Consider the following 24,814-nt stretch of genomic DNA (forward strand, 5'->3'; position numbering starts at 1 on the left):
CGGCAGGCCGGGGACGGGCAGGCGAAGGCGCACGGTCGCCGGTCGGTCCGGCCGGGGACGGGGCACGCGTGGCGGGCGGCGGGGTGGCGCGGCGCGGCAGGCCGGGGACGGGCAGGCGGACGGAGGAACTCCGGGGGGCGGCAGGACGGGCGGACGGAGCCGCTGGTGGCGTTCCGTCAGAGGGCGAGCGAGAGCAGGACCGTCGCGGTCCGGTCGGCGAGGACGTCGGCGGCGCGGCGGAGCCGGTACGCCTGGTCCAGGGGCAGGGAGACGGCGAGGCAGGCGGCGGTGGAGCCGGCGGTGAGGGGGACGGCGGCGCAGACCGTGCCCAGGGCGTACTCCTGGAGGTCGAGCACCGGCATGGTGGCGGGCTGCCGGTCGAGGCGCTGGAGCAGCTGCCCGGGGTCGGTGGTGGTGCGGGAGGTGAGCCGGACCGGGGGGTGGCGGTCGAGGTGGTCGCGGCGGGCCCGGTCGTCGAGCTGGGCGAGCAGGCACTTGCCGAGGGCGGTGGCGTGCGCGGCGGCGCGGGGGTCGACCCAGGCGGGGCCGCCCGGGGCCCACGGCGCGGTGGCGGACGCCTCGACGACGGCCTCCCCGTCGCGGTAGGCGCCGAGGTGGACGGCGGCACCCAGTTCGTCGCGGAGGCCGCGCAGCGCGGTGTCCAGCCGGTCCCGGAGGGTGTCGCGGCGGGTGCGGCCGGCGAGCCGGACCAGGGTGCCGCCGAGGACGTACGCGTCGCGGTCGAGGCGCTGCAGGTAGCCGTGGTCCTCCAGTTCGGCGGCGGTGCGGTCGACGGCGGCGACGGGCAGGCCGAGTTCGCGGGCGAGCGCGTCGGTGGTGACGCCGTCGCGGTGGCGGTCGACCGCCTCCAGCAGGCGCAGGGCCCGGTGGAGGGAGCCGCGCCGGACGGGCCGGACGTCGTGAAGGGTCACCCGATGTCCCCCTGCTCGGTGGCGGCACGCGGCGTCCCCGGCGGGCGGCACGGCGGCCGGACCGGGTGTGAGCACGACAAGGATATCGGTGGGACGGACGGCCGGGCGGCCTTCTCGCGGAAGATCGCACCGCAAAGCCGCAGCTCAGACTTGGCATATGCCAGAAGCACCGCCGGTCGTGCCCGGGACCGGGGCCTCCCCGGGACTCCGCGCCCCGGCCGCCGTCAGACGCCCAGGAGCGCCCGGAGCGCCTCCCGGCGGCGGTCGGCGTCCGCGCCGCCGCTGGTCGGCGGCAGGGCGGCCGCAGCGGCTCGGGCCCCGGCGGCGTCGCGCAGCGGGCGGGCCGCGGTGAGCGCGGCGGCCTCGGCGGGGGTGAGCCCGGCGTCGGCCAGGGCCCGTTCCGCCTCGGGGGCGGGCAGCGTGTCGTACCAGCGCAGGGCCATGGCCGTGCGCCCCTCGGGAGTCAGACGCCCCGTCAGGCGCAGCCGCGCCATCCCGCCGTCGGGGTACACCGCCAGCCGGACGCGGGTGGCGGGCGGGGCGCCGTCCAGCCGGAAGCGGTGGCGGGTGTCGGGCTGGAGGCGGGTGCGGGGCAGCAGTTCGGTCCAGCCGCCCTCGGGGCCGCCGGGGCCGGCAGGCGCGGTGTCGTCGCGGCCCAGCAGGGCGGCCCAGCCCGGGGCGTTGAAGACGAAGTGGGTGGTGTCGATCTCGACCGCCAGCACCTCGCCGCGCCCGGCCAGGGACAGCTCCACCCAGTCGTGTCCGTCGTCGCGCCGCCGCCGGGTCTCCCAGCCCTCGCCCATGACGGCGGCCCGGCCGGGGGCGTTGAGGTGGTGCGGGGAGGAGTAGTGGCGGTCGGAGGCGGCCAGGGCCACTCCCCCGTGCTCCTGGGCGGCGAGGTCGAAGGTGAGGCCGTCCAGGTCGCGGGGGTCGGGGACGGCCTCGCCGTGGACGCGCAGCCGGGCCACGCCGCCGTCGGGCGCGATCACGAGGCGGACGTGGGTGAAGCGGCCGCCGACCGCCACCGGGAACGCGTGCGCGGTGTCCCCCTCGAGGGGGCTGTCCGGCACCAGGACGGTCCACTCCACGCCGTCGGCCAGCAGGTCCTCCGGTGCGGGGTGGCCGGGCACGGAGGCGGCCTCGACCCGGGCGGAGACGGGGTGGTTGCCGTTGAAGTGGGCGGTGTCCACGACGACGCCCCGGACCACGCCGGGCGCGCCGAGCCGCACCAGGGCCCAGTCGTGGTCCCCGGCGGCGGGGTGCGGGCGGTCGGGCCTGGCGCCGCGGCGGCGGCGGGTCTCCCAGCCGTCCATGACCTGGCCCTTGTTGCCGAAGGTGCGCGGGCGGAAGACGGGGGGCGCGGGCGCCAGCAGGTTCTCCTTCTCGGCGAAGGACTCGTCGGAGGCGGCGACCACGCCCGCGCCCAGGGCGCGGGAGGCGAGGTCGAGCAGGTCGGTGAAGGGGGTTTCCGCGGGGCTCAACGGGCACGTCCTTCCGGGTCGGGGCCGGCGGCCCGGGGGGTCCCGGGGGTCCCGGGGCGGTCGAGGAGGCGGCCGAGGGGTTCGCCGTCCGGCTCCACCGGCCGGCCGCGCAGCCAGGTGGCGCGGACGGCCCCGGTGAGGGTCCGCCCGGCGTACGGGGTGACGGGGTTGCGGTGGTGCAGGGCGGCCGGGTCGACGCGGAGGGCGGCGTCCGGGTCGAAGGCGACCAGGTCCGCGTCACGGCCGGGCGCGATGGCGCCCTTGGCGTCCAGGCCGGCCAGCGCGGCGGGTCCGGCCGACATCCAGCGGACCACGTCGGCGAGGGTGTGCCCGCGGCGGCGGGCCTCGGTCCAGACGGCGGGCAGGCCCAGCTGCAGGGAGGCGACGCCGCCCCAGGCGGCGGCGAAGTCGCCGGAGCCGCGCTGCTTGAGGTCGGCGGTGCAGGGCGAGTGGTCGGAGACCACGGCGGCGAACTCCCCCGCCGCCAGCGCCGCCCACAGCCGGTCGCGGTTGGCCTCGTCGCGGATCGGCGGGCAGCACTTGAAGGCGGTGTCCCCGTCGGGGACCTCCTCCGCCGCCAGGCACAGGTAGTGCGGGCAGGTCTCGGCGGTGACCCGCACCCCGTCGGCGCGGGCGGCGGCGAGCAGCGGCAGCACGGCGGCGGAGGAGACGTGCAGGACGTGCACCCGGGCGCCGGTGCGGCGGGCCGCGTCCAGCAGGCGGGCGACGGCGGCGGTCTCGGCGCCGTCGGGGCGGGAGGCGAGGAAGTCCCGGTACCGGCGGCCGGGGCGCTGCGGGGCCGCGTCGAGGACGGCGGGGTCCTCGGCGTGGACGAGGGCGAGCGCGCCGAGGCGGGCCAGCTCCGCGAGGGCCTCCTCCAGGTCGGCCGGCTCCAGGTGGGGGAACTCCTCGACGCCGGACGGGGAGAGGAAGCCCTTGAAGCCGAAGACCCCGGCCCGGTGCAGCGGCTCCAGCTCGGCGGTGTTGCCGGGGACCGCACCGCCCCAGAAGCCGGTGTCCACCCGCACCCGGCCCTCGGCGGCGCGGCGCTTGGCGGCCAGTCCGGCGGGGGTGGTGGTCGGGGGGACGGAGTTGAGCGGCATGTCGACGAGGGTGGTCACGCCGCCCGCGGCGGCCGCGCGGGTCGCCGAGTCGAAGCCCTCCCACTCCGTGCGGCCGGGCTCGTTGACGTGCACGTGGGTGTCGACCAGGCCGGGCAGCAGGGCGGTGGCGCCCAGGTCGACGACCGGCCCGGCGGGGGCGTCGAGGGTGCCGTGCGGGGCGACGCGCTCGATCCGGCCGTCGCGGACCAGGACGTCGGCGGGGCGCTCGCCGTCGGGCAGCACGGCCCGGCGGGAGCGCAGCAGCAGGGTGCCGGACGGGCGGGGCGCGGTCCCGGTGCGGCGCGCGGCCCGGGCGCGGTGGTCCGCGCGCAGGTCGCGGGGGTGCAGCGGGTCCGGGTCGGGGCGGGGGGCCGGATCGGGGCCGGGGACCGGGCCCGTCGGCGCGGGGCGCGGCGGGTCGGGGGACGGTGGAGCGGGCAACGGCACCTCCGGACTGTGCGGGGCCGGTGTTCGCGGCGCTCGGAGCGTAGGCCGGGCTTCAACAGAACGTCAACGACGCGCAGCCCGGGCGGTCCGCGTGCCGGGCCCGGTGCGGCGCCCCGGCCCGGCCCGCCCGCGCCGGCCCGCGCCGGGCCGGGCACTCCGAGGCCGGGCGCTCCGGGCGCCGGGTCCGGCGGCGGTCCGACGATCGGGGGTCGGGGGTCGGGGGTCGGGGGGCCGCGGTCGGGGGGCCGCGGTCGGGGGGGGGCGGAGGTGGGCGGCCGGGGGCCGGACGGCCCGTCCCTCGATAGGGTGAGCGGGTGCGACTGATGGTGGAGTTCACGACCGAACCGTTCGCCCTGGACGCCTTCCCCGAGCACGCCAGGGCGGCCCGCCGGGCGGTGGACGAGGCGGGGCTGGCCGTGGAGGTCGGGCCGTTCGGGACCAGCGCCGAGGGCGGCGCGGAGGAGGCCCTGGCCGCCGTCTCCCGGGTCCTGCGCGACTCCCTCGCCGCCGGCGCCACCCGGATCTCGCTGCAGGTCAGCGTGGTCGACGGCGGTGAGCGGTGAGCGCCGGTCCGGCCCACCCCCTGGCGACGGCGATACGCCCGCTGCTGGACGCGGTGGGGGCCGTGCCGGTGGCGGTGGACGAGGCGCGCCCCGAGGACCTGGTCCTGGAGTGGGACGGCGCCCCGGCCCTCGCGGTGCGGCTGCCGCACCTGGGCAGCGCCCTGGACCGGCTGCTGGCCGAGATGGAGCAGCGGTTCGGCGGCCCGCTCCCCGGGCTGGCCCGCGCCGACAAGCAGCGGGTGGTGGCCCTGCTGGAGGAGCGGGGGGCCTTCACGGTGCGGCACGGTGTGGAGACGGTGGCGGCGGCGCTGGGCGTCAGCCGGTTCACGGTCTACAACTACCTCAACCGGGAGCGGGCCTGATCCGCCCCGGCGGCCCGGCGAACGGCCCCGAGCGGCCCGGAACGGCCCGGGACGGCCCGCAGCACCCCGGCAACCGCCGCGACCACGGAACGTCACACCCCCGTTTCAACAGTCTGTTGACGGGGGCGAGCGGCGGATCTAGCTTTCTCGGGAGGCACCAGTCCCCGGGAGGCCGCCCGTGCCCGACAGCCCAGCCGCGCCCCACGGCACAGCCGCGCCGGGCACCCCGCCCGGCGAGCCCGGCCCGGCCCGCGCCCCCGCACCGGGCGGCGCACCGGTCCTCGACCGGCTGAACGCCGCCCCCCGCGCCGAGCTGGAGGCGCTGCTCCGGGGCGTCTGCACCGCCCGCGCCTGGGTCTCCGCCGTCGCCGCGTCCCGCCCCTGGGCGGACGGCGCCGCGCTGCTGGCCGCGGGCGCGGCGGCGACCGCCGCCCTGACCCCGGACGGCCTGGCCGAGGCGGTGGCCGGGCACGCCCGGATCGGCGCGCCCGAGGAGGGCGGCGCGGACTCCCGCCGCGAGCAGGCGGGCGTGGCGGACGCCGACCCGGCGCTGCTGGCGGAGCTGCGGACGGCCGTCGCCGCGTACGAGGAGCGGTTCGGCCACGCCTTCCTCATCCGGGCGACCGGCCGCACGGCCGCCGAGATGCTGGCCGCCGCGCGCGACCGGTACGCGAACGCCCCCGCCGCCGAGTGGGAGCACGTCCGCCGCGAGCTGGGCGGCATCAACGTGCTGCGCCTGGAACGCCTGCTGGCGGGAGGGGCCCCGTGACCGGCGTCTCCACCCATGTCCTGGACACCGCCCGCGGCCGCCCCGCGGCCGGCGTGGGCGTCGAGCTGGCCGTGCGCGACGGGGGCGCCGCAGGGTCCGGGCCGGGCGGCGACGGCTGGCGGGTGCTGGCGGTCTCCGCCACCGACGCCGACGGCCGCTGCCGCGACCTGCCGGACGTGCCGGACGTGCCGGACGCGGGGGGCCCGGCGGGCGGCGCGGTGGTGCTGCGGCTGCGCTTCGCCACCGGCGCGTACCTCCCCGCGCCCGCCTTCCTCCCGGAGGTGTCGGTGGTCTTCGCCGTCGAGCCCGGCCAGGACCACTACCACGTGCCGCTGCTGCTCAGCCCGTACGGATACTCCGTCTACCGAGGGAGCTGACGACCCATGGCCCACGTGCTCGGCCAGAACCAGTACGGCAAGGCGGAGACCCGCGTGGTCCGCGTGGTCCGCGACGGCCCCCGCCACACGGTCCGGGACCTGAACGTCTCCGTCGCCCTCTCCGGCGACCTCGACGACGTGCACCTCACGGGGAGCAACGCCCACTGCCTGCCGACCGACACGGTCAAGAACACCTGCTACGCCTTCGCGGCGCAGTACGGCGTCGGCTCGCCGGAGGCGTACGGCATCCGGCTCGCCCGGCACTTCGTGGGGACGGCGGCGCCGATCCACCGGGCCCGGGTGCGGATCGAGGAGTACGCCTGGGACCGCATCCCGGCGGGCCCGGCGGAGCCCGGCCCGGCGGAGCCCGGCACGGGGGGCGGCGGCACTGGGGGCGGGGACCCGGCGGGCGGCGGCCCGGAGCCGGGCCACTCCTTCGTGCGGCGCGGCGGGGAGGTCCGGACCGCCGAGGTCCGGTGGGACGGGGAGCACCTCGATGTGGTGTCGGGGCTGCGCGGGCTGACGGTCATGAACACCACCGGCTCGGAGTTCCGCGGCTACCTGCGGGACCGGTACACCACGCTGGAGGAGGCGTCCGACCGCATCCTCGCCACCGAGGTCACCGCCCGCTGGCGGCACGCCCCCGCCGGCCCGGACGAGGCGGCGGCCCGCACCGACTGGGACGCGGGCTGGGCCCGGGTGCGGAGCCGGCTGCTGGAGGCGTTCGCCGGGACGTACAGCCACTCGCTGCAGGAGACCCTGCACGCCATGGGCGCCCGGGTGCTGGACCTGGAGCCCGGCGTGGACGAGGTCCGGCTGCAGCTGCCGAACAGGCACCACTTCCCCGTCGACCTGACGCCTTTCGGCCTGGAGAACGGGAACGAGGTCTTCCATGCGGCGGACCGGCCGTACGGTCTCATCGAGGGGACCGTGCACCGCGAGGGCGCCGTGCCCGCCATCCCCGCCGACTGAGCCCGGCCCCCGCCGACCGGGCCGGCAGGCCCCGCACACCCAGGAGGTCCCGTGACCGGCCAGACCCCGCCGCGCCGCACCGTCATCGAGCACTGCGCCGTCGCCACCGTGGACGCGGAGTCCACCGAGCACGCCTCCGGGCACGTGGTGGTCGCCGACGGCGTCATCGAGGCGGTGGGGCCGGGACCGGCCCCGGCGGGCCTGGAGGGGGTGGAGCGCCGGGTGGACGGCACCGGGCACCTGCTGACGCCGGGCCTGGTCAACACCCACCACCACTTCTACCAGTGGATCACCCGGGGCCTGGCCCAGGACTCCATCCTCTTCGACTGGCTGGTGGAGCTGTACCCGGTCTGGTCACGGATCGACGACCGCCTCGTGCACGCCGCGGCGCAGGGGTCGGTGGCGGCCCTGCTGAAGTCGGGCTGCACCACGGCCGTGGACCACCACTACGTCTTCCCGCGCGGCGGCGGCGACATCCTGGGCGCGGAGATCGAGGCCGTGGCGGAGCTGGGGCTGCGGTTCACCGCGACCCGGGGGTCGATGTCGCGCGGCCGCAGCGAGGGCGGGCTGCCGCCGGACTCGGCGGTGGAGCGCACCGAGGACATCCTCGTGGCCAGCGAGGAGGCGGTGGACCGCTGGCACGACCCGTCGTTCGGCTCGATGCTGCACGTGGCGATCGCGCCGTGCTCGCCGTTCTCGGTGACCACCGACCTGATGCGGGAGGCCGCGGAGCTGGCGCGGCGCAAGGGCGTGCGGCTGCACACCCACGGGTCGGAGACGGCCGAGGAGGAGCAGTTCTGCAAGGAGCTGTTCGGGATGGGGCCGACGGACTACTTCGAGAGCGTCGGCTGGCTCGGCGAGGACGTGTGGATGGCGCACTGCGTCCACATGGCCGACTCCGACATCGCCAAGTTCGCCGCCACCGGGACCGGCGTCGCGCACTGCCCGTCGTCCAACGCCCGCCTGGCCGCCGGGATCGCCCGGGTGCCGGACATGCTGGCCGCCGGGGTGCCGGTGGGGCTCGGCGTGGACGGGACCGCCTCCAACGAGTCCGGGGAGCTGGGCACCGAGCTGCGCAACGCGCTGCTGGTCAACCGCCTGCGCGGCCGTCCCGACGCGCTGACGGCGCGCCAGGCGCTGCGGCTGGGCACCATGGGCGGGGCCCGGGTGCTGGGCCGGGACGCGGAGATCGGGTCCGTGGAGCCGGGGAAGCTCGCCGACCTGGCGCTGTGGCGGATCGACGGGGTGATGCACTCCTCGATCGCCGACCCGGTGGCCGCCCTCGTCATGGGCGCGCTGCCGCCGCTGAGCCTGCTGCTGGTCGGCGGGCGGCCGGTGGTGGAGGACGGGCACCTGGTACGGGCCGACGAGGAGGCCGTGGCGAAGGCGTGCGCGGCGGCGGCCCGCGAGCTGGCCTCGCGGGTCTGACGGGGCCGGGGCCGGCCCGGCGGGACGCCCCGGGCCGGCCCTCCGGGGCGGCCGGGACCCGGGACCGGCCCGCCCCCGCTCCGCCGCCCCCGCCGGTCCTGCGGACGCGTGCGGCGCGTGGGCCCGTTATCCGGCCCGGATCCGGTCGGCGGGCGCAGCCGGCCCCCGGGCCGGTCCTGCCGCTCCCCCGGCGCGGGCGCCCGCGGCGCTCCTGCGCCCGCGGACCCGCCGTCAGGCTCGGCAGAGCACCTCGCCGTGCAGCACGGCGAACCAGCCGTCGTCCGCCGCGCCCCACGCCCGCCAGCCGTCGGCGATGCGGTGCAGCTCCGCCTCGTCGGTGCGGCCCTGGGCGACGGCCTGCCGGGCGAACGCGGAGGAGGTGGTGCGCTCCGCCCACAGCCCGCCCCACCAGGCCCGCTCCTCCGGGGTCGCGTAGCACCAGGCGGACGCGGAGGCGGCGACCTCGGCGAAGCCGGCCTCCCGGGCCCAGGAGAGGAGCCGGCGCCCGGCGTCCGGTTCGCCGCCGTTGGCGGCGGCGGTGGCGCGGTACAGGTCCAGCCAGGCGCCGAGGGCGTCGGACGCCGGGTACCAGGCCATCGCGGCGTAGTCGGAGTCCCGGGCGGCCACGGTCCCGCCGGGGCGGCAGACGCGGCGCATCTCGCGCAGCGCCCGGACCGGGTCGGCGACGTGCTGGAGCACCTGGTGGGCGTGGACGACGTCGAAGGAGCCGTCGGGGAAGGGCAGGGCGTGGACGTCGCCGGCGGCGAGGCGGACGCGGTCGCCGTCCAGGCCGCGGCCGGCGGCGGTGCGGCGGGCCTGCTCCAGCACCTCCGCCGAGGCGTCCAGGCCGGTGACGTGCCCGCCGGGGCCGACCCGCTCCGCGAGGTCGGCGGTGACGGTGCCGGGCCCGCAGCCGACGTCCAGCACGGCGGCGCCGGGGGCGAGGTGCGGCAGCAGGTACCCGGCGGAGTTCTCGGCGGTGCGCCAGGTGTGGGAGCGCAGCACGCTGGCGTGGAATCCGTGGGTGTAGACGGCGCGTGACGTCATGGGTCCACCTTCGTCGGGGCGGGCGCGGTCGCTCCGACGATAGGGCCGCATCCCATGGAGCGAGAATCGCATATCAGCATGCGGACGGCACCCGGGGGCGCGGGGCTGCGGGCCCGCAGCCGCGCGCCGCACCGCCCTTGGGCGGACGGCCCGGGACGGGTAGGCTCGCGGCGACATACCGACTGGTCGGTAACACGTGCGTCCGGCCGGTGCCACGCATGGAGGGAGTCGCGGTGCGCGCGATACAGATCACCGAGTTCGGCGGGCCCGAGGTGCTGCGGGCGGTCGACCTGCCGGACCCGCAGGCGGGGCCCGGACAGGTGCTGCTGGAGGTGTCGGCGGCGGGCGTCAACTACGCCGACACCCACGCCGTCGAGGACTCCTACCTCTCCCGGACCACCCTCCCGCTGGTGCCCGGCGCCGAGGTCGTCGGCCGCACCGCCGACGGGCGGCGGCTGGTCGCGCTCACCGACCACGGCGGCTACGCCCAGAGGGCGGCGGTGCAGGAGGCCCTGGCCCACGAGGTGCCGGACGGCGTCACCGACGGCCAGGCCCTCGCCCTGGTCGTGCAGGGCCTCACCGCCTGGCACCTGCTGCGCACCTCCGCCCGGCTCGCCCCGGGCGAGTCCGTGGTCGTGCACGCCGCGGCGGGCGGCACCGGCTCCCTCGCCGTGCAGCTGGCCAGGCACTTCGGCGCGGGCCGCGTCATCGCGACCGCCTCCTCCGAGGAGAAGCGGAAGCTGGCCCTGGAGCTGGGCGCCGACGCCGCCGTGGACCCCTCCCCCGAGGGCCTGAAGGAGCGCCTGGTCGAGGCCAACGGCGGCCACCGGGTCGACGTGGTGCTGGAGATGACCGGCGGTCCGGTCTTCGACGCCTCGCTGGAGGCGCTGGCGCCGTTCGGGCGGCTGGTGGCGTACGGCATGGCGTCCCGGACCCCCCCGACGCCCGTGCAGGCCGCGCAGCTCATGGCCCGCTCCCGGGCGGTGGTCGGCTTCTGGCTGATGCACTGCCTCGGGCGGCCCGGGATGTACGCCGAGCCGATGGCGGAGCTGATGCGGATGACCGCGGACGGGCTGCTGGAGCCCCGGGTCGGCGGCGTGTACGGGCTCACGGAGGCGGCCCGCGCCCACGAGGACCTGCGGGCCCGCCGCACCGTCGGCAAGCTGCTGCTCGACCCGTCGCGCTGAGCCGCCGGGCGGGGGCGCGGCGCGCCCCCGCCCGGACCCGCCGCCCCCGTCCGGCTGCGGGTCGGCGGCCGGGCGGGCCGGCGGCTCAGTCCAGCAGGGCGTACCCCGGCAGGGTGAGGAACTCGGCGAAGTCCTCGGCCAGGGCGACCTGCTCGAAGAGCGCCCGGGCCTCCTCCCAGCGACCGGCCGCGAACGCCTCCTCCCCCAGCTCCGCCCGCAGGCCGGCCAGCTCCTCGGCGGCCAGGCGGCGCACCAGGTCCGCCTCGACCTTCTCGCCGGTGTCGAGCACCACGCCGTTGCGGATCCACTGCCAGACCTGGGAGCGGGAGATCTCGGCGGTCGCGGCGTCCTCCATGAGGTTGAAGATCGCCACCGCGCCCTGGCCCCGCAGCCACGCCTCGGTGTAGCGCAGGCCGACCGCGACCGCGTTGCGCAGGCCGGCGGCGGTGCGGCCGCCGCCGGTCGCGGCCACGTCCAGCAGGTCCGCGGCGGTGACCCCGCCCTCCGGGATCCGCTGCTTCTGGTGCGGCGCCTCGCCCAGCACGGCGTCGAAGGCGTCGCGGCAGACCGGCACCAGGTCGGGGTGGGCGACCCACGAGCCGTCGAAGCCGCCCGCGGCCTCCCGGTCCTTGTCGGCCCGGACCTTGGCGAGGGCGGCCTCGTTGACGGCCGGGTCGCGGCGCGAGGGGATGAACGCGGCCATGCCGCCGATGGCGTGGGCGCCGCGGCGGTGGCAGGTGCGCACCAGCAGGCGGGTGTAGGCGCGCATGAAGGGGGCGTCCATGGTGACGGCGTTGCGGTCGGGCAGCACGAACCGCTCGCCGGCGTCGCGGAAGTTCTTGATGACGGAGAACAGGTAGTCCCAGCGGCCCGCGTTGAGCCCGGCGGCGTGCTCGCGCAGCTCGTACAGGATCTCGTCCATCTCGAAGGCCGCGGTGACCGTCTCGATGAGGACGGTGGCGCGCACGGTGCCGCGCGGGATGCCGAGGGCGTCCTGGGCGTGGACGAAGACGTCGTTCCACAGCCGGGCCTCCAGGTGGCTCTCCGTCTTCGCCAGGTAGAAGTAGGGGCCGGAGTTGGGGTCCGCCGGGCCGCGGGCGGTGAGGCGGGCGGCGTTGTGGAAGAAGTACAGGCCGAAGTCGGCCAGGGCGCCCGCCACGGGCTCCCCGTCCACGAGGAGGTGCCGCTCGTCGAGGTGCCAGCCGCGGGGGCGGACCACGACGGTGGCCAGCTCGGCGTCGGGCCGCAGCGCGTACGCCTTGCCCCCGGGCGCGGTGAAGTCGATGCGGCGCTCGAAGGCGTCGATCAGGTTGAGCTGTCCGGAGACGAGGTTGGACCAGGTGGGGGCGGTGGCGTCCTCGAAGTCGGCGAGCCAGACGCGGGCACCGGAGTTGAGGGCGTTGACGGTCATCCGGCGGTCGGTGGGGCCGGTGATCTCGACCCGGCGGTCCTGGAGGGCGGGCGGGGCGCCGGCGACCCGCCACTCCCCCGCCCGCACGTCGGCGGTCCCGGGCAGGAAGTCCAGCCGCCCGGTGCGGGCGATCTCCGCGCGGCGCTCGCGGCGCAGGGCGAGCTGCTCCCGCCGCCGGGGGTCGAAGGCGCGGTGGAGCCCGGCGACGAACGCGAGCGCGTCGGGGGTGAGCACCTCCGCGGAGCGCTCGACCGGGGGGCCGGAGACGGTGACGACCGGGGCTGCTGCCATGTCGGGAGGCTCCTCGGATGCGGTGCTGCGCGGACGGCTCCTGCTGCACCGGTGAGGCTAGTTCGCCCCGGCCCCGACTTCAACACTCTGTTGAGCGGGCGTCACCCGCGGGTGCGGGGGGCGGCCGACCCCCGCACCGCCCCCGCAGCAGTACCGCCGGCCTCCCCGGCCGGTCGCCCCCCGTCGGCGCCCCGGTCAGTCGCCCCGGAGGTGCTCGGCGAGCCAGGGCAGCGCCACCGGGATCTCCAGCTCCCAGGTGTGGAAGTTGTGGCCGCCGCTGGGCAGGGTGATCGAGGAGACCCGCAGCGGGGGCCGGGCGGCCGCGATGAACGCCCGGGTGGCCCGGTAGTCCGCCTCGCCCTGGCGGCTGGTGGTGACGAGCACGGGCACGTCGGGCGCGGGCAGGTGCCTGAGCCGCCACATCAGGTCGTGCCCCCGGTGCAGCCGGGCGCTGCCGTGGAAGAGGTCGCCGGTGGTCGGGTCGTGGGCGGCGCGGTAGTAGCCGGAGAGCGAGACCGCCGCCCCGTAGGCGTCCGGGTGGCGCAGGGTGAGGGAGAGGGCGCAGTAGCCGCCGGTGGAGTCCCCGATGACGCCCCAGGACCGCGGCCCGGACGCCACCCGGTAGGCGGCGGCGACGGCCCTCGGGACGTCCCGCGCGAAGTAGGTCTCGGCCTGCGGGCCGCCCGGCACGTCCACGCACTCGGTGTCGCGCGGCGGCGCGACGGTCGGCCGCAGCATCACCAGGACCGTCGGCCGCATCCGGCCCGCCTGCACCTCCCGGAGCTCCGTGCCCGGGTAGTCCAGCCGGGTGACGAGGTTGCGGGCGTCCCCCGGGTAGCCGGTGAGCACCACGGCGGCCGGCAGCCGGCGGTGCGCCTCCTGGGGCTGGAAGTACTGCGGCGGCAGGTAGACGTAGCCGTCGCTGGAGATGCCGGAGGCGCCGCCGGAGATCCGGACGTGCTCGAGCAGGCCCGACTGCCGGGGGCCGCCGGGGCCCCCCACGGGGAGCGTGCCGAGGTGCTCGACCCCGGTGGCGGTGCCGGACGGGTCCTGGGGACGCCAGCCCGCCGCCGCCCGGAAGTGGTCCTGGACCGCGACCGGCTGCCCGCCGCCGCCGGTGCCCAGCAGGTCGTCCCAGGAGGCGTAGAAGCCGAAGTAGTCGTTGCCCGCCACACCCAGCGCCGCGAGGGCGGCCAGCTGGGTGGCGACCAGGGTGCCGAGCCTGCCGAGCACGGCGGTCCAGTGCCGCCTCGCCAGGCGCGGCCACACCCAGACCGTCGCCGCTACGCAGCCCGCGGCCACGACCGCGAGGAGCACCAGCAGCCCCTGGCCCGTCAGTCCCATGTTCGGTCCACTCCGTCGTCCATGCGGGTCCCCCCGGCGCTCGGACCGGCGGCGGTGCGCCGCCGGTGCTCCGGACCAGCTTCACCCGGCCCGGGGGAGGGTCCGTCGCCGCGGAGGCGGACAGCACCCCCGCCGATCGGCGGGGCTCCGCGGTTCCTCCCGACAGGAGACGGACGGGGCGGCGGCCCGGTTCCGCCGGACGGCCGCGACGGGGCCGCGGCCCGGTTGCGCCGGACGGCCGCGATATCGTCGCCGGGGGCGGCCGGACGCCGTCCGCCGCCTACCCGGGAGCCGCAGCACCATGAGCGACAGCGCACCGCCCCCGGCCTTCGCCGGCCGGACCTTCCTCTTCCGCGTCGACAACGGGGCGGAGTTCCGCAACACCTACTCCGCCGACGGCGGGCGCCTCCGCTGGGAGGGGCTGGGCGAGTCGGCGGGCCAGTGGGACGACGTGGCGCTGCACGTCGCGGAGGTCGGGCCGCAGCTGTACTTCGTGAACTGGACCGAGCGCAGCGGCCTCACCGTCAGCCACGTGATGGACCTCTCCGCCCTCACCGTGCGCGTCTTCTGGACGTACGAGGGCGCGGGCGGCCGGGTGGGCGAGCTGCACACGGGCACCCTGGAGCCCGTCGGCTGAGCGGCGCCGCAGTGCGGCGCACGGCTGCGCCCCGCCCCCGTCGGACGACGACGGGGGCGGGGCGCAGCTGCTGGGGGGCGGGCCGTCCGGGGCCGGACGGGCCGGGGGCCGGTCAGTACCAGTGGTGCGTCTGCCAGAAGGCCCAGGCGGCGTTCGGGCTGCCGTAGCGCTCGTTCATGTAGGCGAGGCCCCAGCGGATCTGGGTGGCCGGGTTGGTCCGCCAGTCGGAGGCGACGGAGGCCATCTTCGAGCCGGGCAGGGCCTGGACCAGGCCGTAGGCGCCGGAGGAGGCGTTGGTGGCCCGGAAGTTCCAGTCGCTCTCGTGCGTGACGATGGCGTCGAAGGCGGCCCACTGGTCGGCGGGGACCATGGTGCGGGCGAGGGCGCGCACGCCGCTCGGGCTGGTGTCGGTGACCGGCGCGAGGACGGAGCGCTCCGCGGAGCGGGAGGCGGCCTGGGCGGCCTCGTGGGCCGCGACGCGCGCCTGGGTGTTCAGGCGGGCGATGTGCAGGCGGTGCAGGCGGGCCTGCTCGGCGCGGGCGGCGGTGTTGGCGGCCTCGCGGGCGGCGGTGTTGGCGTGCGCGATGTGCAGCACGTGCAGGTGGTGCAGGTGGGCCTGGTGCGCCACATGGGCCTGGTGCGCCGAGGCGGGGGCCGGGGTGGCCGCCGAGGCGCTCGCCGGCGCGGCCAGGGCCGCGACGGAGGCCAGGCCCGCGGCGGTGGCGGCGAGGGCGGTACTCCGGCGCAGGCCGGTCACGGAGGGAAGACGCATGTGGGAAGACCTCAATCGGTTGGCTCGGGCCCGGTGCGCACGACCGCACGGCGGCTCGGGGCCGCGGGTGCGGGGGTGGCGCCGGGACCGTGGGCACCCGGTTTCGGGTTGGTGCCGGGACGGGAACGCCCCGCCTTCCGACCCCCGGGAGTCCGGGCGGTTCGGCGGGCAGGGCGCCTAGCGACGGCCACAGTCTTAGCCCCGGCCGCCGGACCGGCCAAGATGCGTTGCTACGGCCGCGGATCGTAGACGGGGCGTCCGCGGCCGGATCGGGGGGCGGCGCGGGTTACCCGCCCTCCCGGATGCTCAAACGTCACCACCGGAAATCCCCCCGGCCTCCACATTTCCCCCTCTGACCTGCCACGACGCGGGACGGCGGGCCCCGTCGGCGCGGCGGCGCCCGATCCCTCCCGGAGGGCGGCCCGACCGGGTCCGGCGAGCGCGTGCGGCGGCCCGCCGCACCAACTACCGCCCTTCGTTGACGCCCGCAGGCCTGTGAGCGGCATCACCTCCGGCGGCCTCCGGGCGGCACCGGGGGCCGGGCGAGGGGTGCCGAAGAGGACGACAACGGGATACGGACGTGCATTCCCGGCGGACGGCCCCAACCGGACACCGGAAGCGGTTACCGTGGTGCGACCCCGCACCGCACGACACGCAGAAGGACGTCGATGACCACCCCGCTGCCCAAGGCCGAGCTGCACCTCCACATCGAGGGCACCCTCGAACCCGAGCTGGCCCTGGCCCTCGCCGCCCGCAACGGGGTGGAGCTGCCCTACCGCTCCGCCGACGAGCTGCGCGCCGCGTACTCCTTCCGCGACCTGCAGTCCTTCCTCGACCTCTACTACGCGCTCACGGCGGTGCTCCGCACCGAGCAGGACTTCACCGACCTCGCCGACGCCTACCTGGCCCGTGCGGCCCGCCAGGGCGTGCGGCACGCGGAGATCTTCTTCGACCCGCAGGCGCACACCGCGCGCGGCGTCGACATCCACACCGTGGTGGCCGGCCTCGGCCGGGCGCTGGACGCCGCCGGGGAGCGCCACGGGATCAGCACCCGGCTCATCCTCTCCTTCCTGCGCGACCTGTCGGTGCAGTCCGCCCTGGAGACCCTGGAGAGCGCCCGGCCCTACTTCGGCACCCTGATCACCGCCGTGGGCCTGGACTCGGCCGAGGCCGGCAACCCGCCCGCGAAGTTCCAGGAGGTCTTCGCGCTCGCCCGCGAGGCGGGGCTGCGGTGCGTGGCGCACGCGGGCGAGGAGGGGCCGCCGGAGTACGTCTGGGAGGCCCTGGACCTGCTGGGCGTGGAGCGGATCGACCACGGCATCCGCAGCCTGGAGGACGGGAAGCTGGTGGAGCGGCTGCGCCGGGAGCAGGTGCCGCTGACCGTCTGCCCGCTCTCGAACGTGCGGCTGCGGTGCGTGGACCGGCTGGAGGACCACCCGCTGCCGCGGATGCTCGACGCGGGCCTGCTGGTGACGGTCAACTCCGACGACCCCTCCTACTTCGGCGGGTACGTCGAGGACAACTTCCGGGCCGTGACCGCGGCGCTCGGCCTCGACGAGGAGCAGCGGCGCATGCTCGCGGCCAACTCCTTCCGGGCGGCGTTCCTCGACGAGCCGGCGCGGGCCGCGTACCTCGCCGAGGTCGAGGCGCACCGCTTCGGCTGAGACCGGCCGGGCCCCGGCCGCGGGACGGCTCGCGGACGGGCGCGGGTGCGGAGGCCGGGCTACGGGGGCGGCGGCCGGGCTCCGGGGGCGGCGGGCGGCCGTCCGGGTTACGGTGCGAACGGGGGTGTCCCTGCTGCCGCTGGCCTGGAGGCGGACATGACCTGTGCGTACACCCGAGACGTGGGCCTGCTCGTCCTGCGGGGCGCCGTCGGCGGCTCCCTCGTCGCCCACGGCGTGCAGAAGCTCTTCGGCTGGCTGGGCGGGCCCGGCCTCGACGGCATGGCCGGGGCCATGGACCACATGGGCTTCCGCCCGGGCCGTGCGAACGCCGTCGCCGCAGGCGTCGGCGAGGCAGGGGGCGGCGCGCTGATGCTCCTGGGCCTGGCGACCCCCGCAGCGGGAGCGGCGGGCCTGGGCACCATGGCGGCGGCGGCGGCCGTGCACGCCCCGCACGGGTTCTTCGCCGGCAACGGCGGCCTGGAGCACCCGCTGGTCCTGGGCGTGGCGTCGGGCGCGCTGGCCCTGACCGGGCCGGGCCGCTACTCGCTGGACCGGCTGCTCGGCGACCGGCTCTGCGGGCCCGCCGCGGGCGTGGCGGCGGTGGCCGCCGCTGCGGCCGCGTCCTGCGCGGTGCTCGTCCGGCGCCGCCGGGCGCTGCACGCCGAGGCCGCGGCCGTCGAGGCGCGGGCGGCCGACCTCGACCTCCTGCCCTGAGCCGCGGGACCGGGACCGCCGAGGGGCCCCACAGGGCCTCCGCAGGGCCCCACGGGGCCTCCGCGGGTGCGGCGGCGGGGCGGTCCGGGGCGGCCCGTCCCGGGCGGCGGGGCGGCGGGTCCGGGGCCGCCGGTCCGGCCGGGCGGACCCGTTCGGCCGCGTTCGGTCCCGTTCGACCCCGCGGGTAACGTGAGCTGGGCAGATCCGCACCCTGCGAGCAGAGAGACCCGCCGATGACCGTCCCTCCCCCGTACCGCGCAGCCGACGACCGCTACGACTCCATGCGGTACCGCCGCAGCGGCCGCAGCGGCGTCCTGCTGCCCGCCGTCTCGCTCGGCCTGTGGCACAACTTCGGCGACACCGCCCCGCTGGAGACCCAGCGGGCCGTGCTGCGCCGCGCCTTCGACCTGGGCGTCACCCACTTCGACCTGGCCAACAACTACGGCCCGCCCTACGGCTCCGCCGAGGAGAACTTCGGCCGCCACTTCGCCGCCGACTTCCGCCCGTACCGCGACGAGATGTTCGTCGCCACCAAGGCGGGCTTCGACATGTGGCCCGGCCCGTACGGCGAGTGGGGCTCGCGCAAGTACCTGCTGTCCAGCCTCGACCAGTCGCTGGCCCGCACGGGCCTGGACCACGTCGACGTCTTCTACTCGCACCGCCCCGACCCGGACACCCCGCTCGAGGAGACGATGGGGGCGCTGGCGACCGCGGTGCGGCAGGGCAAGGCGCTCTACGCGGGCCTGTCCAACTACAGCCCGGAGCGGATGGCGGAGGGCGCGGCGATCCTGCGGGGGATGGGCGTGCCGCTGCTGGTCAACCAGCACCCGTACTCGATGCTGAACCGCGACGTCGAGGGCGGGCTGCTGGAGCGCTCGGAGGAGGCGGGCGCGGGCGTGGTCGCGTTCTCGCCGCTGGCGCAGGGCCTGCTGACGGACCGCTACCTGGACGGCGTGCCGGCCGGGTCGCGGATGTCGGTGGGCCACTTCCTGAAGTCCGACGCCCTGACCGACGGCCGGCTGGCCATGCTGCGGGCGCTGAACGAGGTGGCCGCGAAGCGCGGGCAGACCCTGGCGCAGCTGGCGCTGACCTGGCTGCTGCGCGACCGCCGGGTCACCTCGGTGCTGGTCGGCGCGAGCAGCGTGGAACAGCTGGAGCAGAACCTCTCCGCCCTGGACGGGGCCGCCCTCTCGGACGAGGAGCTGGCGGAGATCGACCGGATCGGCGCCGAGGGCGGCGTCGAGGTCCCGGGCCGCTGACACGGGCGCCCGGCCCGGGGCGTCCCGGGCCGGGTCTCCCGGCGTGCGGCGTACGGCGCGGGTCAGGCCGCCTTGATCGCGGAGATGTCGAGGACCAGCTTCGCCTTGTCGCTGATCAGCACGCCGCCGCCCTCGAGGGCCGCGTTGTAGGTCAGGCCCCACTCGCTGCGGTTGACGGTGGTGCCGCCCTCGAAGCCGACGCGGAGGTTGCCGTAGGGGTCGGTCGCGGACCCGTTGAAGACCAGGTCGAGGGTGACCGGGCGGGTGGTGGCCTTGATGGTGAGGTCACCGGTCATCCGGTAGGTCTCGTCGTCGACGCGCTGGGCGGAGGTGCTGCGGAAGGTGATCTCCGGGTAGGCCTCGGCCTCGAAGAAGTCGCCGGTCCGCAGGTGCTCGTCGCGCTGCTGCTGGTTCGTGTCGATGCTGGCCACCTTGATGGTGAGCTCGGCGGTGGAGCGGGACGGGTCGGAGCCGTCGAGGTGGAGCTTGCCCTCGTACTCGCCGAACTCGCCGCGCACGGTGGTGACCATGGCGTGGCGGACGGTGAAGCCGATGCTGCTGTGGGTCGGGTCGATGGTGTAGTCGCCGGTCAGGGCGGAGAGGTCGCTCGCGGCGGGAGCGGCGGGAGCGGCGGCGGGCGCCTCACTCTTGGTACGGCTGAACAGGCCCATGACGTCCTCCAAAGGTTTAGCTTTCAACTAAACCCACTGTAGACCCCCCTGGTTCTCTTTTCAACTACCTGCACAGGCCTTCCGCCCGGCGGACTGCGGCGCGGCGCGCGGCACGGCATGCGTGACGCAGGTCACACTCCACGATGCCACACGGCGGCGCCCCGCTCCCGTCGCACGGGTGCGGGGCGCCGCGGCCCGGCCGCGGGGGCCGGAGCGGGGGAGGCGGCGGCCGGTCAGCCCTCCGGGTCCGTCGACCGGCCCAGGTAGGTCAGGAGGCCGGGGTCGGGCACGTCGAGGACGCGGAAGCCGAGGCGGTCGTAGAAGGCGCGGGCCCCGGTGTTCTCGGTGAGCATGCCGAGGTGGACCCGGTCCGCACCCGCCCGGCGGGCCGCACCCAGGAAGGCGAGCAGCAGGGCGCGGCCGTGGCCGGCGCGCTGGTGGGACGGCAGCAGGTCGATGTGGAGGTGGGCCGGGTGGTCCCGCAGCTCCGGGACGACCAGGCGCTCGGGCCGGTGCAGCAGGGCCGCCATCTCCTCGTCCGGGCCCCGCGGGGGGCCGGACGGCGCGGGGTGGCGGTCGGCGACGCGCGGCAGCCAGGAGCGGCGGAACGCCTCGGCGAAGGCCGGGGTGTCGGAGGTGCCGAGGACGTAGCCGACCGCGCGGCCGCCGCCGTCGTCGAGGACGAAGGCGAGCCCGGGCTCCAGGTGCAGGTAGGGGCCGGCGAAGTTGTCCCCCAGGAGGTCGGGGTCGCGGTACAGGCCGGTGGCGTCGCCGCCGGCCGCGGCGGTGCGCAGGCAGACCTCGTACACGGCGTCCCGGTCGCCGGGCCGGTAGGCGCGGATGAACGGGGGGCGGCCGGGCGGGCTCTGCTGCATGCCACTTCCTCGTCTCGGCGGGTGGTGCCGGCTCTCCCGGGGCGCCGGGGCCGCGCTCCTGGGAGCGCTCTCTGGGAGCACTGCCTGGGAGCGCTCCCACATTGAACCGGAGCGCCCGGCCCCGGACAAGGGGCCCGGCGGCAGGACGCACCCGGCCGCCCCGGGGGCGGCGCCCGGGGTCCGGGCGGCGCGGAGGGCGGCCGCCGGCCGGGCCGGGGGCGCTCCGCCCGGCGGGGGCGCGGGAACAGGGGGGCCTGATCGGGTGCCCGGGCGGGGGCCGGGCACCCGATCAGGCGGCCGGGACGCGGGCGGGTCCGGCCTGCGGGAGGCCCTCCCCGGCCCCGGCGGCCTCCCCGGACTCCCCGGCCCCCGCCCCGACCACGGCCCGGCGAGCGGCCGCCCGGCGGCGGTGGACGGTGTACGCGGCGGGGAGTGCGAAGCCCAGCAGCTTGACGGAGACCACGGCGGCGGTGGCGTGCGGGGCGGCGGCCAGCAGGACGGCCAGCGCCGCGCCGGTGGCGGTGAAGGAGGCGGCCCAGACGGCGGTGATGACGGTGTTGGCGCGCCGGAACCGGGGGTCGCCCCACAGCTCGGGCGGCGTCATGGTGCGGGCGATGCCGGTGGTGAAGGGGCGGCCGGCGAGGAGGGAGCCCCAGGCGGTGACGGCCAGCCAGCCCATGGCGAGCGCCGGGCCGTAGGGGGTGAGCGGGGAGTGCGGCACGGTCCAGGAGAAGGCGGTGAGGGCCGCGAAGAAGGCGGCGCCACTGATCTCCATGACCAGTTCGCCGGCGCCGCGGCCGGCGCGGCGGTCGGCAGCCAGCAGCCAGAGGGCGAGGAGCAGCGCCGCGGGGGCGCCGTAGCGCCAGTCGCCCTTGGTGGCGATGACGGCGAAGGCGATCCACGGCAGGAAGGTGCGCAGGGCGGGCATGTCCGGCTCCTCATGTTCCACTGGTAACATGTCGAAAGTAGAACCTCCATGTTCGACCTGTCAACAGTGGAAAGTAGGATGCGGGCATGAGCCTTCGCCACGCCGTCCTGGGCCTGCTGGCCGACCGCACCGCCAGCGGCTACGACCTGATGCGCCTCTTCCAGACCTCGCTCGCCAACGTCTGGCCCGCGACGCAGAGCCAGCTGTACACGGAGCTCAACCGCCTCTCCGACGCCGGGCTGGTCACGGTCACGGCGGAGGGCCCGCGGGGGCGCAAGGAGTACGGCATCACCGGGGACGGGCGGGCGGAGCTGCGCCACTGGCTGCTGGAGGTGGAGCCGGAACGCAACCGCCGCAGCGACGCCCTGCTGCGGGTCTTCTTCCTCGACCAGGTCTCCCCCGGGCAGGGCCGCGCCTACCTGGAACGGGAGCGGCGGCTGGCCGGGGAGCGCCACCGCGCCCTGCGCGAGCTCGCCGACGCCCTCGCGGGCGAGCCGGACCCGCTGGCGGTGAACGGGCTGCTGGCCCTGGAGTGGGGGCTGCGGTTCACCCGGATGCAGGAGGAGTGGGCGGAGTGGGCCGCGGAGCGGCTCGCCGCCGCCCCGGCGGCCGCACCGCCGCCGGCGGACTGAGCCGGGCGCGGCGGACGGGACGGCGGCCGCTCAGGCGGGCGGCGCGGCGGGCCCGGGCGCGTCTCCCGGACGCGCCCGGGCCCGCCGCGGCCGTACCGGGCGGTCAGTGCCCCCGGTCGATCCACTCCTGGAGGTGGGGGGCCTCCGCGCCGACCGTGGTGGAGTCGCCGTGGCCGGTGAGGACCACCGTCTCCGGCGGCAGGGTCAGCAGCCGCTCCCGGATCGAGCCGACGATCGTCGGGAAGTCCGAGAAGGACCGGCCGGTGGCGCCCGGGCCGCCCTGGAAGAGCGTGTCGCCGGTGAGGACCGTGCCCAGCGACGGCGCATACAGGCAGATCGCGCCCGGGGCGTGGCCGGGGGTGTGCAGCACCGTCAGCTCCGTGCCCGCCACGGTGAGGACCTGGCCGTCCGCCAGCTCCCCGTCCGGCGCCCGGTCCGGGTGGGTGAGCCTCCACAGCGGGAGGTCGTCGGGGTGCAGCAGGACCGGCGCCCCGGTCCGGGCGGCGAGCGCCGGGGCCGCGTCCACGTGGTCGTCGTGGGCGTGGGTGCAGGCGATCGCCACCACCCGCCGGTCCCCGACGGCGGCCGCGATCGCGTCGGCGTCGTGGGCGGCGTCCACGACCAGCACCTCGCTGTCGTCGCCGACGAGCCAGACGTTGTTGTCCACCTCCCAGGTGCCGCCGTCCAGGGAGAAGGTGCCGGAGGTGACCAGGCGGTCCACGCGGGCGGCCATCAGAACAGCACCACCGAGCGCAGCACCTCGCCGCGGTGCATCTTCTCGAAGGCCTCCTCGACGCCGTCCAGCGCGATGGTCTCGCTGACGAACGCGTCCAGGTCGAGCCGGCCCTGGAGGTAGAGGTCGACGAGCATCGGGAAGTCCCGCGAGGGCAGGCAGTCGCCGTACCAGGACGACTTGAGGGCGCCGCCGCGGCCGAAGACGTCCAGCAGCGGCAGCTCCAGCTGCATCTCCGGCGTCGGCACGCCCACGAGGACGACCGTGCCCGCCAGGTCGCGGGCGTAGAAGGCCTGCCGGTAGGTCTCGGGCCGGCCCACCGCCTCGATGACGACGTCGGCGCCGTTGCCGCCCGTCAGCTCGCGGATCGCCTCGACGACGTCGCCGCCGTCCGCCGCCACCGTGCGGGAGTTGACGGTGTGGGTGGCGCCGAGCCGCCGTGCCGTCTCCAGCTTGCTGTCGTCCACGTCGACCGCGATGATCCGGGAGGCGCCCGCGAGGCGCGACCCCATCAGCGCGGCGCCGCCGACGCCGCCGCAGCCGATGACGGCGACCGAGTCGCCGCGGGTGACGGCGCCGGTGTTGATCGCGGCGCCCAGGCCCGCCATCACGCCGCAGCCCAGCAGGCCCGCGGCGGCCGGGGAGGCGGCGGGGTCGACCTTGGTGCACTGGCCGGCGTGGACGAGGGTCTTCTCGGCGAAGGCGCCGATGCCGAGCGCGGGCGACAGCTCGGTGCCGTCCGCGAGCGTCATCCGCTGCTTCGCGTTGTGGGTGTCGAAGCAGTACCAGGGCCGGCCGCGGCGGCAGGCGCGGCACTGGCCGCACACCGCACGCCAGTTGAGGACGACGAAGTCGCCGGGGGCCACCTCGGTCACCCCCTCCCCCACCGACTCGACCACGCCGGCCGCCTCGTGGCCCAGCAGGAAGGGGAACTCGTCGTTGATGCCGCCCTCGCGGTAGTGGAGGTCGGTGTGGCACACGCCGCACGCCTGGACCTTCACCACCGCCTCGCCCGGCCCGGGGTCCGGCACGGTGATCGTCTCGACGGAGACCGGCTCGCCCTTGCCCCGGGCCACCACGCCTCGGACCTGCTGCGCCATGGGCACCTCTCTCACGGTGGGGATCTCTTGCCCCTCCAACCTAGCGACCCGGGGCCGGTCCGGGGCGTCAGCGGGCCCCGAGGGCGAACATCACGAAGAGCAGCGCGGCGAAGAGGTGCACCACGCCGACGTAGATGAACGCCCGCAGGTAGGCGCGGCGGCGGGCGGGCCGGTCGGGGTCCCCGGCCGCACCGGGGGTCGGGCGGGTCTCGGCGGTCATGTCGGGGTCTTCCTTCCTTCCCGCCTGCCCGGGACGCGGGGCACTGCGGGGGTCCGTGCGCCGGGAGGGCGGCCGGGGCTCCGGGGAGCGGCGGCCGGGGTCCGGCGGGTCGGGGGCGTCAGTGGACGGCGGGTCCGGTGCAGAGGCCGCCCAGCGGGCTCTGCAGCAGGGTGTGGACGAAGAGCAGCTCCGCACCGCCCGGGGAGTCGGCGGCCAGCCGGTGCGGGGTGAGCGAGTCGTAGTGGGCGGCGTCGCCCGGGTCGAGCAGGTGCTCGGCGGCGCCGAGGGTGAGGCGCAGCCGCCCCGCCGTGACGTACAGCCACTCCTCACCCGGATGGACGCGCACCACCGCGTCCTGGAGGGCCGGGGGCACGTGCACCCGCAGGGCCTGCATGGCGCGGCCCGGGGAGCCGGCCCGCACGTAGCCCCAGCCGCCGGCCCGGCCGGGGACGGGGCGGCCGCCGCGGACCACGGGGTCCTGCTGCGGCGGCTCCTCGCCCAGCAGTTCGGCGACGGTGGTCGCGTACGCTCGGGAGAGGCCCAGCAGGACGGGAAGCGAGGGCTGGCGGCGGCCGTTCTCCAGGCGGGAGAGGTGGGCGGGCGAGAGGCCGACCCGGGCGGCGGCGGCCTCCAGGGTCAGCCCGCTGCGGCGGCGCTCCTCCCGCAGCCGGGGACCGAGGCGGGGCACGTCCGCGCCGGGAGGGGCGTCGGCGGCGGGTCCGGAGCCGGGGTGCGGGCCTGGGTGCGGGCCGGGCACGGGGTCCGGATCCGGGTCGGGCGCGTCGGTCCTGCTCATGGATCCAGTGGACACCTTCCGTGCCCGAAAGGCAAAGTCCTTGCCTCCGGGGCAAGGGGCGTTCGAACGCAACCACGGGTGGCGGACGGCCGTCCTGGA

General features: G+C 77.2%; 26 protein-coding genes. 12 read left to right on the forward strand and 14 right to left on the reverse strand.

Annotated features, from left to right (window positions below; translation table 11 throughout):
* Window positions 1-176: 176 nt before the first annotated feature.
* The 3 genes from LO771_RS03265 to allB all read right to left on the reverse strand — a co-directional run bounded on the left by LO771_RS03265 (window position 177) and on the right by allB (window position 3,783).
* The gene (locus tag LO771_RS03265) at window positions 177-932 is read right to left on the reverse strand and encodes an IclR family transcriptional regulator (protein ID WP_230648051.1); all 756 of its coding nucleotides are present in this window, start codon (window positions 930-932) and stop codon (window positions 177-179) included.
* 224 nt (window positions 933-1,156) lie between these two features.
* Window positions 1,157-2,413, reverse strand: a complete 1,257-nt coding sequence (gene alc, locus LO771_RS03270; protein WP_230648052.1) for an allantoicase — start codon at window positions 2,411-2,413, stop codon at window positions 1,157-1,159.
* Complete coding sequence (gene allB, locus LO771_RS03275; RefSeq protein ID WP_230648324.1) at window positions 2,410-3,783, reverse strand: allantoinase AllB; 1,374 nt, start codon at window positions 3,781-3,783, stop codon at window positions 2,410-2,412. Before allB ends, alc begins: the two co-directional genes overlap by 4 nt.
* Window positions 3,784-4,277: 494 nt before the next feature.
* Here allB and LO771_RS03280 point away from each other — a divergent pair, with 494 nt between their 5' ends.
* The 6 genes from LO771_RS03280 (at window position 4,278) to LO771_RS03305 (ending at window position 8,434) form a co-directional block, all read left to right on the forward strand.
* A complete protein-coding gene (locus LO771_RS03280) occupies window positions 4,278-4,526 on the forward strand; it encodes a thiamine-binding protein (protein WP_230648053.1) in 249 nt (82 codons plus the stop codon).
* Window positions 4,523-4,888 (forward strand): helix-turn-helix domain-containing protein, encoded by a 366-nt coding sequence (locus LO771_RS03285; RefSeq protein ID WP_230648054.1) that lies wholly within the window; start codon window positions 4,523-4,525, stop codon window positions 4,886-4,888. Before LO771_RS03280 ends, LO771_RS03285 begins: the two co-directional genes overlap by 4 nt.
* 178 nt (window positions 4,889-5,066) lie before the next feature.
* Window positions 5,067-5,657 (forward strand): 2-oxo-4-hydroxy-4-carboxy-5-ureidoimidazoline decarboxylase, encoded by a 591-nt coding sequence (locus tag LO771_RS03290; RefSeq protein WP_230648055.1) that lies wholly within the window; start codon window positions 5,067-5,069, stop codon window positions 5,655-5,657.
* Entirely contained in the window at window positions 5,654-6,034 is a 381-nt protein-coding gene (gene uraH / locus LO771_RS03295) for a hydroxyisourate hydrolase (RefSeq protein WP_230648056.1), read from the forward strand. Before LO771_RS03290 ends, uraH begins: the two co-directional genes overlap by 4 nt.
* Before the next feature lie 6 nt (window positions 6,035-6,040).
* Window positions 6,041-7,006 (forward strand): factor-independent urate hydroxylase, encoded by a 966-nt coding sequence (gene pucL / locus LO771_RS03300; RefSeq protein WP_230648057.1) that lies wholly within the window; start codon window positions 6,041-6,043, stop codon window positions 7,004-7,006.
* Between the two features lie 51 nt (window positions 7,007-7,057).
* Complete coding sequence (locus tag LO771_RS03305) at window positions 7,058-8,434, forward strand: 8-oxoguanine deaminase (protein ID WP_230648058.1); 1,377 nt, start codon at window positions 7,058-7,060, stop codon at window positions 8,432-8,434.
* Window positions 8,435-8,665: 231 nt separating this feature from the next.
* Here the strand turns inward: LO771_RS03305 and LO771_RS03310 are convergent, their stop codons facing one another.
* Entirely contained in the window at window positions 8,666-9,481 is an 816-nt protein-coding gene (locus LO771_RS03310; protein ID WP_230648059.1) for a methyltransferase domain-containing protein, read from the reverse strand.
* Between the two features lie 233 nt (window positions 9,482-9,714).
* Here LO771_RS03310 and LO771_RS03315 point away from each other — a divergent pair, with 233 nt between their 5' ends.
* Complete coding sequence (locus tag LO771_RS03315) at window positions 9,715-10,668, forward strand: NADPH:quinone oxidoreductase family protein (RefSeq protein WP_230648060.1); 954 nt, start codon at window positions 9,715-9,717, stop codon at window positions 10,666-10,668.
* Window positions 10,669-10,753: 85 nt separating this feature from the next.
* Here the strand turns inward: LO771_RS03315 and aceB are convergent, their stop codons facing one another.
* Window positions 10,754-12,370 (reverse strand): malate synthase A, encoded by a 1,617-nt coding sequence (gene aceB / locus LO771_RS03320; RefSeq protein WP_230648061.1) that lies wholly within the window; start codon window positions 12,368-12,370, stop codon window positions 10,754-10,756.
* A 195-nt stretch (window positions 12,371-12,565) separates the two neighbouring features.
* Window positions 12,566-13,714 carry an alpha/beta hydrolase family protein gene (locus tag LO771_RS03325; RefSeq protein WP_230648062.1) on the reverse strand — a complete coding sequence of 383 codons (1,149 nt, stop codon included), beginning with the start codon at window positions 13,712-13,714 and terminating at the stop codon, window positions 12,566-12,568.
* Window positions 13,715-14,015: 301 nt separating this feature from the next.
* On the opposite strand from LO771_RS03325, the gene LO771_RS03330 reads away from it, so the two are divergent.
* Window positions 14,016-14,351 carry a MoaF N-terminal domain-containing protein gene (locus tag LO771_RS03330; protein ID WP_230648063.1) on the forward strand — a complete coding sequence of 112 codons (336 nt, stop codon included), beginning with the start codon at window positions 14,016-14,018 and terminating at the stop codon, window positions 14,349-14,351.
* Between the two features lie 112 nt (window positions 14,352-14,463).
* Here LO771_RS03330 and LO771_RS03335 read toward each other — a convergent pair whose 3' ends face one another.
* Window positions 14,464-15,123 carry a transglycosylase SLT domain-containing protein gene (locus LO771_RS03335; RefSeq protein ID WP_230648064.1) on the reverse strand — a complete coding sequence of 220 codons (660 nt, stop codon included), beginning with the start codon at window positions 15,121-15,123 and terminating at the stop codon, window positions 14,464-14,466.
* Window positions 15,124-15,791: 668 nt separating this feature from the next.
* Here LO771_RS03335 and LO771_RS03340 point away from each other — a divergent pair.
* The 3 genes from LO771_RS03340 to mgrA all read left to right on the forward strand — a co-directional run bounded on the left by LO771_RS03340 (window position 15,792) and on the right by mgrA (window position 18,760).
* Complete coding sequence (locus tag LO771_RS03340) at window positions 15,792-16,787, forward strand: adenosine deaminase (protein ID WP_230648065.1); 996 nt, start codon at window positions 15,792-15,794, stop codon at window positions 16,785-16,787.
* A gap of 156 nt (window positions 16,788-16,943) precedes the next feature.
* Window positions 16,944-17,501, forward strand: a complete 558-nt coding sequence (locus LO771_RS03345) for a DoxX family protein (protein WP_230648066.1) — start codon at window positions 16,944-16,946, stop codon at window positions 17,499-17,501.
* 233 nt (window positions 17,502-17,734) lie between these two features.
* A complete protein-coding gene (gene mgrA / locus LO771_RS03350) occupies window positions 17,735-18,760 on the forward strand; it encodes an L-glyceraldehyde 3-phosphate reductase (RefSeq protein WP_230648067.1) in 1,026 nt (341 codons plus the stop codon).
* A gap of 62 nt (window positions 18,761-18,822) precedes the next feature.
* Here the strand turns inward: mgrA and LO771_RS03355 are convergent, their stop codons facing one another.
* The 3 genes from LO771_RS03355 to LO771_RS03365 all read right to left on the reverse strand — a co-directional run bounded on the left by LO771_RS03355 (window position 18,823) and on the right by LO771_RS03365 (window position 21,234).
* Window positions 18,823-19,431 carry a YceI family protein gene (locus LO771_RS03355; RefSeq protein ID WP_230648068.1) on the reverse strand — a complete coding sequence of 203 codons (609 nt, stop codon included), beginning with the start codon at window positions 19,429-19,431 and terminating at the stop codon, window positions 18,823-18,825.
* Between the two features lie 233 nt (window positions 19,432-19,664).
* Window positions 19,665-20,306, reverse strand: a complete 642-nt coding sequence (locus LO771_RS03360; RefSeq protein ID WP_230648069.1) for an N-acetyltransferase — start codon at window positions 20,304-20,306, stop codon at window positions 19,665-19,667.
* Window positions 20,307-20,595: 289 nt separating this feature from the next.
* The gene (locus tag LO771_RS03365; protein ID WP_230648070.1) at window positions 20,596-21,234 is read right to left on the reverse strand and encodes a hypothetical protein; all 639 of its coding nucleotides are present in this window, start codon (window positions 21,232-21,234) and stop codon (window positions 20,596-20,598) included.
* 86 nt (window positions 21,235-21,320) lie between these two features.
* Here LO771_RS03365 and LO771_RS30980 point away from each other — a divergent pair, with 86 nt between their 5' ends.
* The gene (locus LO771_RS30980) at window positions 21,321-21,866 is read left to right on the forward strand and encodes a PadR family transcriptional regulator (protein ID WP_304944754.1); all 546 of its coding nucleotides are present in this window, start codon (window positions 21,321-21,323) and stop codon (window positions 21,864-21,866) included.
* A gap of 103 nt (window positions 21,867-21,969) precedes the next feature.
* On the opposite strand, the gene LO771_RS03380 is transcribed toward LO771_RS30980, so the two are convergent.
* The 4 genes from LO771_RS03380 to LO771_RS03395 all read right to left on the reverse strand — a co-directional run bounded on the left by LO771_RS03380 (window position 21,970) and on the right by LO771_RS03395 (window position 24,715).
* Window positions 21,970-22,599 (reverse strand): MBL fold metallo-hydrolase, encoded by a 630-nt coding sequence (locus LO771_RS03380; protein WP_230648071.1) that lies wholly within the window; start codon window positions 22,597-22,599, stop codon window positions 21,970-21,972.
* Entirely contained in the window at window positions 22,599-23,699 is a 1,101-nt protein-coding gene (locus LO771_RS03385; protein WP_230648072.1) for an S-(hydroxymethyl)mycothiol dehydrogenase, read from the reverse strand. Before LO771_RS03385 ends, LO771_RS03380 begins: the two co-directional genes overlap by 1 nt.
* 67 nt (window positions 23,700-23,766) lie before the next feature.
* Complete coding sequence (locus LO771_RS03390; RefSeq protein WP_230648073.1) at window positions 23,767-23,919, reverse strand: DUF6126 family protein; 153 nt, start codon at window positions 23,917-23,919, stop codon at window positions 23,767-23,769.
* A 118-nt stretch (window positions 23,920-24,037) separates the two neighbouring features.
* Entirely contained in the window at window positions 24,038-24,715 is a 678-nt protein-coding gene (locus LO771_RS03395; RefSeq protein ID WP_230648074.1) for a helix-turn-helix domain-containing protein, read from the reverse strand.
* Between the last annotated feature and the right edge of the window lie 99 nt (window positions 24,716-24,814).

Source organism: Streptacidiphilus sp. ASG 303 (assembly GCF_020991365.1).
In the GTDB taxonomy this organism is placed as follows: domain Bacteria; phylum Actinomycetota; class Actinomycetes; order Streptomycetales; family Streptomycetaceae; genus Peterkaempfera.

Excerpts from the sequence above, each read along its gene's own strand:
- LO771_RS03365 (WP_230648070.1), bottom strand. The coding sequence starts at position 21,234 with ATGCCCGCCCTGCGCACCTTCCTGCCGTGGATCGCCTTCGCCGTCATC.
- LO771_RS03335 (WP_230648064.1), bottom strand. The coding sequence starts at position 15,123 with ATGCGTCTTCCCTCCGTGACCGGCCTGCGCCGGAGTACCGCCCTCGCC.
- mgrA (WP_230648067.1), top strand. The coding sequence starts at position 17,735 with ATGACCGTCCCTCCCCCGTACCGCGCAGCCGACGACCGCTACGACTCC.
- LO771_RS03360 (WP_230648069.1), bottom strand. The coding sequence starts at position 20,306 with ATGCAGCAGAGCCCGCCCGGCCGCCCCCCGTTCATCCGCGCCTACCGG.
- LO771_RS03385 (WP_230648072.1), bottom strand. The coding sequence starts at position 23,699 with ATGGCGCAGCAGGTCCGAGGCGTGGTGGCCCGGGGCAAGGGCGAGCCG.
- LO771_RS03355 (WP_230648068.1), bottom strand. The coding sequence starts at position 19,431 with ATGGGCCTGTTCAGCCGTACCAAGAGTGAGGCGCCCGCCGCCGCTCCC.
- LO771_RS03390 (WP_230648073.1), bottom strand. The coding sequence starts at position 23,919 with ATGACCGCCGAGACCCGCCCGACCCCCGGTGCGGCCGGGGACCCCGAC.
- LO771_RS03380 (WP_230648071.1), bottom strand. The coding sequence starts at position 22,599 with ATGGCCGCCCGCGTGGACCGCCTGGTCACCTCCGGCACCTTCTCCCTG.
- pucL (WP_230648057.1), top strand. The coding sequence starts at position 6,041 with ATGGCCCACGTGCTCGGCCAGAACCAGTACGGCAAGGCGGAGACCCGC.
- LO771_RS03340 (WP_230648065.1), top strand. The coding sequence starts at position 15,792 with ATGACCACCCCGCTGCCCAAGGCCGAGCTGCACCTCCACATCGAGGGC.
- LO771_RS03330 (WP_230648063.1), top strand. The coding sequence starts at position 14,016 with ATGAGCGACAGCGCACCGCCCCCGGCCTTCGCCGGCCGGACCTTCCTC.
- LO771_RS03345 (WP_230648066.1), top strand. The coding sequence starts at position 16,944 with ATGACCTGTGCGTACACCCGAGACGTGGGCCTGCTCGTCCTGCGGGGC.
- LO771_RS03310 (WP_230648059.1), bottom strand. The coding sequence starts at position 9,481 with ATGACGTCACGCGCCGTCTACACCCACGGATTCCACGCCAGCGTGCTG.
- LO771_RS30980 (WP_304944754.1), top strand. The coding sequence starts at position 21,321 with ATGAGCCTTCGCCACGCCGTCCTGGGCCTGCTGGCCGACCGCACCGCC.
- LO771_RS03395 (WP_230648074.1), bottom strand. The coding sequence starts at position 24,715 with ATGAGCAGGACCGACGCGCCCGACCCGGATCCGGACCCCGTGCCCGGC.
- LO771_RS03325 (WP_230648062.1), bottom strand. The coding sequence starts at position 13,714 with ATGGGACTGACGGGCCAGGGGCTGCTGGTGCTCCTCGCGGTCGTGGCC.
- aceB (WP_230648061.1), bottom strand. The coding sequence starts at position 12,370 with ATGGCAGCAGCCCCGGTCGTCACCGTCTCCGGCCCCCCGGTCGAGCGC.